The sequence below is a fragment of the Tolypothrix sp. PCC 7601 genome (genome assembly GCF_025677855.1).
GTDB classification, from domain to species: Bacteria; Cyanobacteriota; Cyanobacteriia; order Cyanobacteriales; family Nostocaceae; genus Aulosira; species Aulosira diplosiphon.
This window is the reverse complement of record NZ_CP064879.1, coordinates 3,589,033-3,602,605: the sequence shown is the minus strand read 5'-3', so window position 1 is coordinate 3,602,605 and position 13,573 is coordinate 3,589,033. Positions and strand designations below refer to the sequence as shown.

The following is a 13,573-nucleotide window of genomic DNA, read 5'->3' as shown; positions in this document are numbered from 1 at the left end:
TAGTGTTTCCTCAAAATTACGAATTACGAATTAAGAATTAGGTAGATTATCAGGATCAACGCCTATTGAGCGTAGGTACTGGGCTAATTGTTCAGCACGTTGTCGTTCTTGCTGTGCTTGTTCTTCTGGGGTTAAATAGCGATCGCCTTTTTCGTCATACCATGACAATAACTCTTGGGGAATCCCAGCAACTACACCTTGATATCTGCCAATCCCTAAACCGATTTCGCTCATCCAGTAGGGTTCACCTATCTGCAATTGATACTTACCATCTACCAACTTATACACTTCAAATGGTTGATGTTGGTCGCGTCGCCAAAATTCTGGATTGTAAATCACGTAGTACAATACGCCCAGTTTGGTGTATATCTCCATCTTTTCGTCATATTCACCCCCTGGCGTATGGGATACCATTTCTAAGGTGAGGATAGGAACTACTTCGTTTTCTTCCCAAACTGCGTAACTTTTGCGTGATTTCCCGCCTTTTTTCCTTTCTACTCCCACACTCAAAAATGCATCTGGCACTACTGGTACTCTAGGATTAATACCTGTGGTGTGATAAACTCCCATATCTACGCCAAAGTACCAATCCATTCTTGTTGCCCATATCGAGTTGAGTAAGAACAGGAGAATATTAGGCAACAAATTCTGATCTTCGTTATCCACGGGCGTATCGTCGCTACAAGGCAATTCATCTGTGCTTGGTAACGCATTTTTGAGATTGTGGGACAGCATAGTCGTTATCTCACGGGCGTTCAGTTTTTTAATTATAGGCTTTAGGTGATTTAGTAATTGATTTAAGGGATTTTCAAGTAAAAAAATATTGCATTTTTATTGTTGGTTATTGACAGTTAACAGTTAACAGTCATCAGTCAACAATTAATGTTTAATGAAAGGTTGCAGAAAATAAAGATTTATGTCACTTAAACAACATCAATATTGTTTAAATTAGGCTCTAAACCCCAGATGGTACAGGAGTTTGGGCGATCGCAGTTGTCGTGAAACTTAATAATTTCCCCATTTTATAAGGGCTACAAGTTTTGAGAGAATCAGACAACGATGAGAAAACCAGCAATCATAAGTCCATCTGTTAACGGACTCTGTGTTATTTCAGTTTAAAAGGGAGAAAACTTGATGAAATTGGCTTACTGGATGTATGCAGGGCCAGCGCACATTGGTACGCTGAGAATTGCCAGTTCTTTTAAGAATGTCCATGCCATCATGCACGCCCCACTAGGCGATGACTATTTTAATGTCATGCGCTCCATGCTATCGCGGGAAAGGAACTTTACTCCGGTAACAGCCAGTGTTGTAGATCGCAACGTTTTAGCACGTGGTTCTCAAGAAAAGGTGGTAGAAAATATCACCCGCAAAGATGCCGAGGAACACCCAGATTTAATTGTCTTAACTCCCACCTGCACTTCTAGTATTCTGCAAGAAGACTTGCACAACTTTGTCGAACGGGCACAAATAGAATCGAAAGGCGATGTCATGTTAGCGGATGTGAACCACTACCGCTATAACGAACTGCAAGCAGCCGATCGCACTTTGCAACAAATAGTGAAATTCTACATTGAGAAAGCCCGCAAAAAAGGCGAACTACCAGAAGGCAAAACTGCAAACCCCTCAGTCAATATCATCGGGATTTCTACCCTGGGTTTCCACAACCAGCATGATTGCACCGAACTGAAAAGGCTGATGGCTGATTTGGGAATTGAGGTGAACACCGTGATTCCTGAAGGCGCTTCTGTCAACGAATTGAAGAAGATGCCCCAAGCTTGGTTTAACCTAGTACCTTATCGCGAACTCGGTTTAACAACAGCGCGTTACCTGGAAGAACAATTCGGCACTCCTTACGTAGACATTACCCCAATGGGTGTTGTAGAAACTGCTCGTTGTATCCGAAAAATTCAGCAGGTAATTAACGCTCAAGGTGCTGAGGTAGAGTACGAAGAGTTCATCAACGAGCAAACTCTGTATGTATCGCAGGCTGCTTGGTTCTCCCGTTCCATTGACTGTCAAAACTTAACTGGTAAAAAAGCCGTCGTGTTTGGTGACAACACCCACGCCGCCGCCATGACTAAGATTTTGTCACGGGAAATGGGGATTCACGTTGTTTGGGCGGGAACCTACTGCAAATATGATGCAGACTGGTTCCGCGAACAAGTGAGTGAATATTGCGATGAGGTTCTCATTACCGACGATCACGGGGAAATTGGCGATGCGATCGCCCGCGTCGAACCTTCCGCCATCTTCGGTACACAAATGGAACGCCACGTTGGTAAGCGCTTGAATATTCCCTGCGGCGTAATTGCTGCACCCATCCACGTGCAAAACTTCCCCATTGGTTACAAACCATTCTTGGGTTACGAAGGTACAAATCAGGTCACAGATTTAATCTACAATTCCTTTACTTTAGGAATGGAAGATCATCTGTTAGAAATCTTCGGTGGACACGACACTAAAGAAGTGATTACCAAAGGAATTTCTGCCGAATCTGATTTGAATTGGACAAAAGATGGTTTAGCAGAACTGAACAAAATTCCGGGATTTGTGCGCGGTAAAGTGAAACGCAACACCGAAAAATTTGCACGCGATCGCGGCATTAAAGATATCAATTCTGAAGTGCTTTACGCTGCAAAAGAAGCTGTAGGCGCTTAATTGAATAGTTGAATTCAGAAAATTCAGGGTGAAGAGTAAGAGATACTTTTTACCCTGATTTTTTTAACTATAAATATAGTGGCAAAACTTAAATTATAAGATACAGCAAACCTAAATTTTATTTTTACCCTTTGGGGAACGACTTCATCGAACTTGTACTACCCTGTGGAAAGCCTTTCCGCGACGCGTTTCGTGGTAATAATTTTTAGCTCACGACATATCTGAGATTGCTATGGCAATAACGATAAAACTAATGGCTGATTATGGGTGCGACCCTTTATGGTGGGCAGATGCTGATAAAGTTGGTAATATCGATCCAGCAAAATTGCCCCTCAGTCAAGAAACCATAAATCGCCTAAAAAATTGGGCTAGTGATTATAATGCAAGCTTAAACTGGCAAGATCCTGCTAACTCACCAGATTTAAGTCCAGAAGCTGAAGCAGCTTTTGAGGAAGAAGGAATTAACCTGTGGAAGCAACTACAAACAGAGTTAGCACCTAATTATCAAGTTATCTATTTCAGCGAGTTACTAGGTAAAGTGATAGTGCATCCCAGTGAGTGCGCGGTAAAGTGAAACGCAACACCGAAAAATTTGCGCGCGATCGCGGCATTAAAGATATCAATTCTGAAGTGCTTTACGCTGCAAAAGAAGCTGTAGGCGCATAGTTTTGCGACTATAGCAGATTGCTCAATCAGGTTCGGTTAAGAATTTTTCTTCATAATGTTTTGGAGACGCGATTAATCGCGTCTCTACTAAAATTTACTTGTGGTAATTCCACATCCTGTGAATAATCTTGGGAGATAGGAAGACGAGAAAAATCGTACTCAGTTTAATTTACTTGTAGTTGGATTAAGAGATTGATTAAATTTCCCTCCGCATATCCCGCGAGTACTTGCAATTCGGCTTCTCTTAATTTTTTAAGAATAAGACGAAATTTCTGTTCTATAACTTTTTTAGTCTGATTTTTGCATAAATATTCTACTACTGGTTTTAATAGCATCTGGATTTGATGTTCTCGGATGTAATCAGGTACGGAAGCTTGAATAATCGTATGAGTTCTCAATAAATCTAATTCGCTACTTTCTAACTCATTAATGATTTTGTGAATGAAAAGATTGCTCACATATTCCATCACCACATTTTGTAGCGTCAGACCTTCATCAGTAGATTGAATTAAACAACGTCGTGATAGAGAATTCAAAGCTTCTCGAACTTCCTTTGCAGATAAACCCAAAACATCCTCAATTAAATCATTTTCCAACACTGGTTGACGATAAATTGCTAACCAATACATTAAAGATTGTTCTGGTTTAGATAATCTTTGAAACTGTTGTGTCAATAAATCTTCAATATCATCAAAAACCGTAGTTTCCGAATTTAAAAAAGCTCTAATATCTCCATTAAACAGCTTTTTAATTGTTGCTGGCACAATTTGTAAAGCCAAAGGATTACCGTGATAATGCTTTACCAAATCTTTAATATCTTCTGCACAACCAGTTATTCCCCTCGCAGTCAAAATTTCTGTTGCTGACTCCAAACCTCCCAACTCCCAAACCCGCACAGGTAAACTTTCCCCCGCTAATCGTCGCACTTCTAGAAACTGTTCACGACTAGTTAACAGCAAACAACTTTGATGCTGTGATTCTCCCACCTGGCGAAATAACTCACCATAACCTGCATATCCTTGGAGATAGCAACCCGTAGAAGCACCACCTTGCAAAATTGATTCCCCATTATCGAGGATTAGCAAACAACGGGAAGTATTTAAATATTCGATAAGTCGCGTGATTTTTTCCCCTAAACTTTCCGGTAAATCAACTTCTTGCTGCGGGGAAAGAAACCGCACCACATCCGCAATGATTTTTTCTACCGTCGGTGCTTCTCGCAGACTGCGCCAAATAATGTAGTCAAATTCCCCACTTACCTCCTCCGCTAATTTTTTCGCCAAAGCAGTTTTACCCACACCACCCATCGCCAAAATACTCACCAGGCGACATTTATCGTTAATTAGCCATTGTTTTAATTGGGTTCGTTCTATACTTCTATCGTAGAAAATTGGTATATTCGGCGCACCATCCCAGTCATACTGAGAAATCGGTGATGATTCATCTGTCTTTTTCGCGCTTTCAACTTCATCCTCAGTCTCAACAACCTCCTCCCAGTCTAGGTTCAGAACTTGGCAAAAAGCCTTGAAATATACAGGTTTAACTGGTTTACCCCATAGAAAGCGTTTCCAAGTCCCAATCGACACAGTTGCAGGAACAAGATTTTTACCATTTTTCACTGGCGCTATAAAATTACTTGCCTCTTCCAGCCATTCTTCTCGGTCAATGGCTATTTCTCGTGAATTCCGCGCTTGTCTGATTTGCTTTAGCCCTGTTGGGGATGATTTTAAGCTCCGCATTGTTACTGATTGTTGTTGTGGTTTCAAGTACATTTACGGAACACTACACAGTGGGGTGTAACTGATCCGGAATTGTGCTTGCGACTTTTCAGTAACTTCATGGATGATGGTGATGTGAAAAGATACAGAGTGTCGGTGGAAGGATAATATTGCCAAAAATGTCACCATAATATTGCCACGACAAAGCTCAAAACATTTATTCTGTCGTTAATCACTGATGCCAAAAATTTGGCAATTGGAATGATAATACTGCCGAAAACTAAAAATGGAACAATAAGCGTGCCAAAATTGTTAAATTAGATGACTCGTTCAAAACGCTTTTGTAGCTAGAGGTACAATTAATAACACATCAGATCCCGTGCAATGGCTTGAGTCATCATCGGCTACTGTTTCTCGCAATTAATTAGTGTTTGCTACTTCTGACGTGCCATTGTTATAGACTGCATGTCTAACTCAAGTTTCAGGGAGTAAGAAAAATGCTCACCGATTACGAGTTTAAAAAATGGTGTAGCGACCAAAAAATTATCAAAATTATCAATCTTAACTCTTACGGATATTCGGTCTAGTGAGCCAGCGCGACGAGTTGGGGGTGGAAGAAAGAATGTTTCAGGTTTTTTATCCCAGCAAAAAAGAATCAAAAAAGCATTCAATTTGAGTCTCATAAAGTCGAGCTTCCCTTTATTTATGAACTAGAGCATGATGAGTCGGTTCTGGAATATTACGACCAACCTCCGGCATTTAAAATAAATTACCAGTCCAAGTCGGGAAGAAATCTTGGATTTTTCTATACCCCGGACTTTTTCGTTATCAGAGCTTCGAGCGCTGGGTGGGTAGAGTGTAAAACAGAAAAAGAATTACAAAAGTTGCTTGTCAAACAGCCTCATCGTTACAGCTTTAATAGTGATGGTTGTTGGTTATCACCACCTGCTTTATCGTATGCCGCACAATTTGGATTTGATTTTCAAATTTTTTCAGATGCTAAAATTAATTGGATTTTATACCGCAATCTAACATTTTTAGAAGATTATTATCGTGCTATTGATGAATCCAAAAATCTGAGGGATAGGTCAGACGAGTTAATTGAAAATATTGTTCGTTCCCAACCAGGGATAACGCTGAATCAATTGCTTGACAATAAGTTAGGAATTAGCGCCGACTCGATTTATTTTTTAATTGCTAGCGAGCAGATTTATATAGATTTAGGGGCGTGCTTACTAGTTGAGCCAGAACAATGCCAAGTTTTTTGTGACCGAGAGTATGCTTCTTCCCATAAATCGATATTTTTGTCATTGCGAAGTGCAGATACAATAACTCTTCCAGTCATAAATTTAGTTCCCAAAGAACAAATAAACTGGAATGGTCAAATCTATACATTGATAAAAGTTGGTCATACACAAATTACTCTGCGCTCTGAATTAGGAGAGTTGATTGACTTACCAGTTACCGAACTAGAGAGTAAAATTCGGCTGGGTCAAATAACAGTTAATAAACAGATGTATGCTGGCAGTAACCCCGACGAATTAAATTCAATATTAAGGGGTGCAAGCCAAAAAGATTTAGAAGATGCTAACCGACGTTACAGAAGTATTGAACCAATATTGTTAGGTCAAAAAATAGAAAATCCAACAGTCCCAGAACGCACTTTAAGGGATTGGCTAGCCAAATATAAACAGGCTCAACAACAGTACGGCTACGGCTATATTGGGCTTTTAAATCACTCCCATAAAAAAGGGAACCGCAACCGGAAGTTACCCGAACAAATCTTAGAATTAATCAATGAATTTATTACGCAAAGCTACGAAACCCACAAACAAAAACGCAAGTACGAGGTATATGGAGCTTTTTGTAATGCTTGCGTCAATGCAGACATTCCAGACGACCAAATTCCTAGCTATAAAACATTTATTAGCGAGATAAAAAAGCGTAGTGGTTGGCAGCAAACTTGTAGCAGAGAAGGACATAGAGCTGCTTACCCACAACAATCGTTTTACTGGGAATTAGAGCTAACAACACCAAAACACGGAGATAGGTCTTTAGAGGTTTGTCATATTGACCACACAAAATTGGACATAGAGCTACGATGTTCACATACAAACCAAGTACTTGGCAGACCTTGGGCTACATTTCTGGTAGACGCTTACAGCAGAAGAATATTAGCAGTTTATTTAACTTTTGACCCTCCGAGTTACCGCAGTTGCATGATGGTACTGCGGATTTGTGTAATGCGCTACTCACGTTTGCCCCAAATCATAGTCACAGACAACGGTAAAGAATTCCACAGTACCTACTTCGAGAGCTTGTTAGCTCTGTTTGAATGCACGCTCAAACACCGTCCCCCTGCTGCATCCCGATTTAGTGGCGTTTGCGAGCGTTTATTTGGAACAGCTAACACTCAATTTGTTTATAACTTAGCTGGTAACACGCAGATTACCAAAAAAGTCAGGTTGATGACCAAAACAGTCAACCCTAAAAATCTAGCAATTTGGACTCTTGGGTTATTGTATCTGTATCTTTGCGAATGGGCTTACTCAGAATATGACACAACAGAACATCCAGCTTTAGGGATGTCTCCTTCTGACGCATTTAATCAAGGTATGGCAAAGTATGGATTAAGAACTCACCGACTCATACCCTGGGACGAAAACTTGAGAATTTTAACTTTACCAACAACACAATCACAGAAAGTAAAAGTTCACCCAGTCCAAGGGATACAAATTCGAGGAATTCATTACTGGAATTCGGCTTTCCGCGACCCTAGTATTCACAAAACGTATGTGGCAATAAGATACGACCCATTTGATATTGGGATTGCTTATGCCTATGTTCGTGGTCAGTGGATTGAATGTATTAGCGAATATTATGCAGCTTTTAAAGGGCGTTCAGAAAAAGAGATTTGGCTGGCAACAACTGAGTTGCAAAAACGTAAAACCAATCATCATCAAGAATTTAAAGTTCGAGCCAAAAAATTAGCAGAATTTCTTTCATCAGCAGAAGCAGAAGAGGTTTTACTTGCACAACGTCTCCGAGATAATCAAGGAAAAGAAGTATTTAAACTCATTGAGTGTGAAAGAAATAAAATTCAATTTCATGAATCATTAAATTTGATAGAAACAGTAGCTTTTGAGTCAAGTGAAAATCACAATTCAGAATCAGTTCAAGTAGAAAGCGTTACTCAAATACCTACTAAACTCCAAATTTTTGATTCTTATTAATCATGTCTAATCAAAAGCATTTTCCCACAGCATTACTGACACAATCAACGACGGAAAAGCTATTGTACTTCGACAATTATACAATGGCACACCCTCGGCTAGAAGAAGCCTTCAATTTTCTCAAACTGGCGGTTAGTAATTCTTCGGAATCACGAATTATCTTTATTTATGGTCCAACAGGGGTTGGCAAAACTACCCTACGTTTACTAATTGAAAAGTGGTTAGTTGAGTCGAATTTACCGCAACTCGAAATTGACCCAGGTTGCTTACCATTCGCATCAGTTGAGGCAGTGGTTCAAAAATCAGGGGTATTTAACTCGAAAGACCATATTAAGCGCTGCTTATTTGCCCTTAATGAACCATTAATTGAACATAAGATAGACTACGGCACACGAGGTATTTATCGGAACAATTCGGGGCAAATTGTGATTGAGTCAAAAGTTATTGAAACAGATTTAGGATGGGCGTTAGAGCAAGCTCTTAAACATCGCAAACCCAAAATATTTTTTATTGATGAAGCTCATCATATGCTAATGGTAGCCTCTGGACGCAAGCTAACAGATTTACCTGAAGCTATAAAGTCATTAGCTAACAGAACTGGAGTTGTACATGGTCTAGTAGGCACATACGAATTATTGACCCTACATGATGTTGGCGACCAGTTAAGCCGACGTAGTGTTTACTTACATTTTCCCCGTTACCATGCTGATATAGAACAAGACAGAGAAGTATTCCAAAGTGTGGTTTGGGGTTTTCAACTAAGGATGCCATTACAGCAAGAGCCTGATTTAGTATCACATTGGGATTACTGTTATGAGCGAAGTTTGGGTTGTGTAGGCATTCTTAAAAACTGGTTTCAGAACGCATTGTTCGATGCAATTAATGAAGGATCTGACTCTGTTGAGCTTAAACATCTAGAACGTCGCGCCTTATCGGTTGCCCAATGTCGAAACATCCTCAAAAAAATTAAAGAAGGAGAGAATAATCAGGCACAAATTGAGGGAGAAGTTCAGCAACTGCGTGCGGAATTGGGCTTACCAATAAAATCTGCGCTAATTGATAACGACATTAAACAAGTTGAGATTCAACCACAACAGAGTAACTCAACTTTGAGAAAAGTGCAGTCTAAAGTCGGACAACCATTACCTAAGCGTCGTCAAGTAGGAACTTGAGTGATATGTCCACATTAACCCTAAAACTTTACCCATCGTGGGATACGCAAAAATCTCCGATTCCACCAAGAAGCCGTTTGTATAATCTAGAGCCAATTGGTATAGGGACTCCTTATGTAGAAAGTTTAACAAGCTATGTCATTAGACTAGCTGAACAACATTGCATCACTACTAGAAGGCTACTGATAAAGGAAATTGCCCCATTTATGGGTAGAGAACCGAAATTATCAAACTTAAGAAATGAAAGAAATGAAAGTATCGGCAAAATACTTGGAGTTAATAGAGATAGAACAGCAACTAATGGAACGGGCTTAATGGCAACTAATTTAGTACGTGCAATGTCCATCCTGACGAAACGAACAGACTTATATTTTCTTACCCTTAGACCTTGGGAAAAGGTGCTTTCTAAAAAGGGATTTACTTCGCCATGAGCGTGTTTGGTGTCCTTCTTGTTACCAAGAATGGCGTGATACTAACAAAAGTATTTATGAGCCACTTCTTTGGTGTATTAATGTAGTTCAGATTTGTCCAATCCACCACCATCCTTTTTTATCAGTGTGTCCCCATTGTTTGAATCAACAACTTGTACTTTCTGGTGATTCTCAGACCGGACACTGTAATAAATGCGGTAAATGGCTGGGGAGTTACCGATACAAAAGTGGTGGAGTCAACCAAATGAAAAAAGCGGATGAAATTGCTTGGCAACTTTATGTGAATCACGAATTGGGAGAATTAATCGCATCTGCACCCACTATCATATCTCCGATTGATTCAAATCGGATTAGTCAGACAATTTCTAATTTTATTAATCAAGCATTTCAATCAAATCAAGCTGCTTTATCTCGCGCTATTTCAGTAAATCAAGCAACAATTGGTTCATGGTGTAAAGGAAAAGTAATACCTCAAATAGATAAACTTTTGCTACTAAGTCATCAGATGAGAATCAAATTGCTTGATTTTTTAACAACAGATATTTTATTTTTTGATAATATTGCTTGTGGCTCATCAACAAATCAAGCCGAACAACCAAGAAAGTCCTATAAAAGAATCAATTCCGAGAGAAAGCAAGTTTTAAATATAGTTCTTCAAGAAGTAATTAATGAGTACCCACCACCTTCTTTAGAAGATGTCGCGTTTCGTCTAAAACATTATCCGCTTTGTTTACAGAATCATTTTCCCGAATTATGTCAAATAATAAAAGTTAGACACGCTGATTATAAAAGCGTGAGTAGACAGCAAAAAATTCAACCTATTCTCGAATTAGCACTTCAAGAATTTCCACCTCCTTCATTCCTAGAAATTTCTCGACGACTAGGTTACAAAAATAACAGCTATTTATACAGATATTTTCCTGAACTTTCTCGTTCTATCTCCAAGCGTTACCAAGAATACAATAATGCAATTGGTAAGAAAAAAAGAGAACTTGTATGCCAAGAAATACAAAATGTTGCTCAATTGCTTCATTCACAAGGACAAAAACCTACACAACGTCGGGTTACTCAACTTCTTACCAAGCCGGGAGTGATGCGTAACCTTTGGGTGAGGTCTTACTTACGTGAAATTCGGCAGTCTCTTGGCTATGATTAACACATTTGGCAACTGAGTACAACCTATGCTTAGGATTAGAAGTATAATTTTGCCGAAGTTAATTGGAAGCATAAGCAAGCCATTCCGGCAATATTATCCTTCCACCGACACAGAGTGATTTGTAAAGGGTGTAGCCCCTGGTGACAGCTTCGCTATATCTACGCCAATAGGAGTGAAACAATGCTACTAGATTGGTTAGTTAATGGCTTACCAGAATTTTCAAAGCCGAAAGATGAAAACAGTAACAAAATAATTGGTGATTTCCAAAAACTATTACCACGTATTATGGGTATATCAGAAGTAATTGATAGCATAAATTACGATGAAACTATCAAATATTTTAAATTAGAGCGACCATCTGATAAAAGAGTTCAAAAAGGTGTAATTATTCGCCAAAATCATTATCAGGGTACTTTGCTAATAGCACAACTCTTCTTGGATAAAAATGATCGGATAGTTTTGCGCTCAGATGGAACTCCCTATGGAAAAAAGTTAGTACTTGAAAGATTAGATGCAAAATTAGATAAGTCTTTCGGTACTTATGACTTAATTTTTGTGGAATTAGAAAGTAATAAATCGCAAATCTATGAGTTAAGTCAATCGATATTTTCTCATTTCAGTCAACAATTACAAGAAATTGTGACAGTACCGGATATCTTACCTGTAATGACTTATGAATCAGCCATTAGGTATTTTGTTACAGAACGTCCAGAAGATACAACCATAGAAAAAGGAGCTATTCTTCGTCAACCTCATTCACGAGGTCAACTTATAATCCAGGTTTTTTTAAACAATGATAATAAGTTAGTTTATCGTCATGATAGAAAACCTTATGGTCGTCAGATAATATCTAAAGAATTAGATGACGAACTATTAGAAGCTTTTGATGGCAAAAATATCATTATTGTGGAGTAAATATATTATGGATCCATTTACTATATTTATTTTAGGTTCCGCACTATTAGGAGTAGGAGCAGGAATTGCGATATTTGTTGCTATCTTAACTTTTTCAATACTTACTGAATGGTTTCAAGAACACGAAGCTATTGCGACTAAAGAAGAGAATATAGCTGTGACAGTAGAAAATGCAATTGAAAATGGAAAAGCAACTACTGTACAAGGTATTTTTAATAAAAATAAGAAGGAGTTCGTTCAAAAACGTGTAATAGAGCATAACAAAGTTGACCAAGAGGTACGCGATCTTCATCGAAATAGTAAGGTTGTAATTTGGCAGTAAAGTAATACATTCATTATTGATTAACAAATGAACTCATCCAACAATATTCTAATTCAAGGTATTCCTGATAGTATACCTGAGCCAATAGCTGCTATTTTTCGCTCTAGACTATTGAATGCAACCAATAAGTTTATAGATGAAACTGGTCTAGAAAGTATCAAAGTAACTGTTGGTGATGCAAAAACTTTACAGAACACGGAAGTAAAACAATATAACTCCATCGCAGAAAGTGAAAGTAATCAGGAAAAGGCTAGTAACGATTTATCAACACAAGAACGTGCTTGTAGATATAAAGCTCAAGAACCACTATTTGCTTTTGAACAATTAATAGTGCCTAAAGAAGTAGAAGAAGACTTACTTTTAGCTGTTGACTTAATTCACTTAGAAGCAAAAGTCTTTGATGAATGGGGTTTGCGAAAAATAGAGCCATTTCCACGTACAGCACTTAATTTCTATGGAGCACCTGGAACAGGAAAAACTTTGTCAGCACATGCTATAGCATCCAAAATAAATCGACCGATTTTAGTTGCTAGCTATGCTCAGATTGAAAGTATGTATCATGGTGAGGGACCAAAAAATGTTGAAGCAATTTTCCTTGCAGCAGAACGAGAAAATGCTGTGTTATTTATAGATGAAGCAGATTCCTTACTATCTAAGCGACTAACAAATGTAACGCAAGGCTCAGAACAAGCTATCAACTCGATGCGTAGTCAGTTGTTAATTTGTCTAGAGAAATTTCGTGGAGTCGTAATATTTTCTACAAATCTTGTTGAAAACTACGATAAAGCATTTGAAACACGGGTGCGTCATGTTCGTTTTCCAATGCCGGATGAAAAATGCAGACGAGAAATTTGGAAGCGACATCTCCCCGAACAAATGCCATTAGAAAAAGATGTCACTTTTGAAAGACTTGCCCAAGTTGATGATGTTTGTGGTAGGGACATAAAAAATGCTGTTATTGATGCAGCAATGAGAGCAGGAAGACAAGAGAAAAGAAGTGTTGCAGTTAGTGATTTACTTAATTCTATTGAGCGAATTAAAGCAGCACGTATTCAAACCAACTCTGAATCACAAAAGCTACAACCCGAGGAAGAAGAGAAAGTGAGAAATCAGGTACTAGAAGCTTTATCTCAGCAAGCAAAACAACAAAATGGTGCAGATAATTATATAAACTAAAAACTAAAAATTATTAGTGATTTATAAAGTAGATAGGCATAAACAAATACAACTAGCAACATCAGTAATTTATAAATACTAAAAAATTATTGATTAACACGGTTATATTATTTTATGCTGTCT

11 protein-coding genes and 1 pseudogene are annotated in these 13,573 nt (G+C 38.5%); 10 read left to right on the top strand and 2 right to left on the bottom strand.

Annotated features, from left to right (window positions below):
* Positions 1–30: 30 nt before the first annotated feature.
* Positions 31–735 (bottom strand): Uma2 family endonuclease, encoded by a 705-nt coding sequence (locus HG267_RS15045; RefSeq protein WP_045872106.1) that lies wholly within the window; start codon positions 733–735, stop codon positions 31–33.
* Positions 736–1,134: 399 nt separating this feature from the next.
* On the opposite strand from HG267_RS15045, the gene bchB reads away from it, so the two are divergent.
* The 3 genes and pseudogenes from bchB to HG267_RS41740 all read left to right on the top strand — a co-directional run.
* Entirely contained in the window at positions 1,135–2,661 is a 1,527-nt protein-coding gene (bchB, locus tag HG267_RS15040) for a ferredoxin:protochlorophyllide reductase (ATP-dependent) subunit B (protein ID WP_045872107.1), read from the top strand.
* A gap of 232 nt (positions 2,662–2,893) precedes the next feature.
* Positions 2,894–3,235, top strand: coding sequence for a hypothetical protein (locus HG267_RS15035; protein ID WP_045872108.1), 342 nt, complete (start codon positions 2,894–2,896; stop codon positions 3,233–3,235).
* Positions 3,220–3,327, top strand: a pseudogene (locus HG267_RS41740) (hypothetical protein); the annotation flags it as partial. The gene HG267_RS15035 and the pseudogene HG267_RS41740, both read left to right, overlap by 16 nt.
* Before the next feature lie 164 nt (positions 3,328–3,491).
* Here HG267_RS41740 and HG267_RS15030 read toward each other — a convergent pair.
* On the bottom strand, positions 3,492–5,099 hold the full coding sequence (locus HG267_RS15030) for an NB-ARC domain-containing protein (protein ID WP_052335292.1): 1,608 nt from the start codon (positions 5,097–5,099) through the stop codon (positions 3,492–3,494).
* Positions 5,100–5,683: 584 nt separating this feature from the next.
* Between HG267_RS15030 and HG267_RS15025 the strand changes: the two genes are divergently transcribed.
* The 7 genes from HG267_RS15025 (at position 5,684) to HG267_RS14995 (ending at position 13,450) form a co-directional block, all read left to right on the top strand.
* Complete coding sequence (locus tag HG267_RS15025; protein ID WP_317891626.1) at positions 5,684–8,278, top strand: TnsA endonuclease N-terminal domain-containing protein; 2,595 nt, start codon at positions 5,684–5,686, stop codon at positions 8,276–8,278.
* Positions 8,279–8,280: 2 nt separating this feature from the next.
* A complete protein-coding gene (locus tag HG267_RS15020; RefSeq protein ID WP_045873515.1) occupies positions 8,281–9,450 on the top strand; it encodes an ATP-binding protein in 1,170 nt (389 codons plus the stop codon).
* Positions 9,451–9,455: 5 nt separating this feature from the next.
* On the top strand, positions 9,456–9,881 hold the full coding sequence (locus HG267_RS15015; protein ID WP_263420063.1) for a TniQ family protein: 426 nt from the start codon (positions 9,456–9,458) through the stop codon (positions 9,879–9,881).
* 244 nt (positions 9,882–10,125) lie between these two features.
* Positions 10,126–11,037 (top strand): hypothetical protein, encoded by a 912-nt coding sequence (locus tag HG267_RS15010; RefSeq protein WP_263420062.1) that lies wholly within the window; start codon positions 10,126–10,128, stop codon positions 11,035–11,037.
* Between the two features lie 180 nt (positions 11,038–11,217).
* Entirely contained in the window at positions 11,218–11,952 is a 735-nt protein-coding gene (locus HG267_RS15005; RefSeq protein ID WP_045872702.1) for a hypothetical protein, read from the top strand.
* Between the two features lie 7 nt (positions 11,953–11,959).
* Positions 11,960–12,274 carry a hypothetical protein gene (locus HG267_RS15000; RefSeq protein WP_045872701.1) on the top strand — a complete coding sequence of 105 codons (315 nt, stop codon included), beginning with the start codon at positions 11,960–11,962 and terminating at the stop codon, positions 12,272–12,274.
* Between the two features lie 27 nt (positions 12,275–12,301).
* Positions 12,302–13,450 carry an ATP-binding protein gene (locus HG267_RS14995; protein ID WP_045872700.1) on the top strand — a complete coding sequence of 383 codons (1,149 nt, stop codon included), beginning with the start codon at positions 12,302–12,304 and terminating at the stop codon, positions 13,448–13,450.
* Positions 13,451–13,573 lie beyond the last annotated feature (123 nt).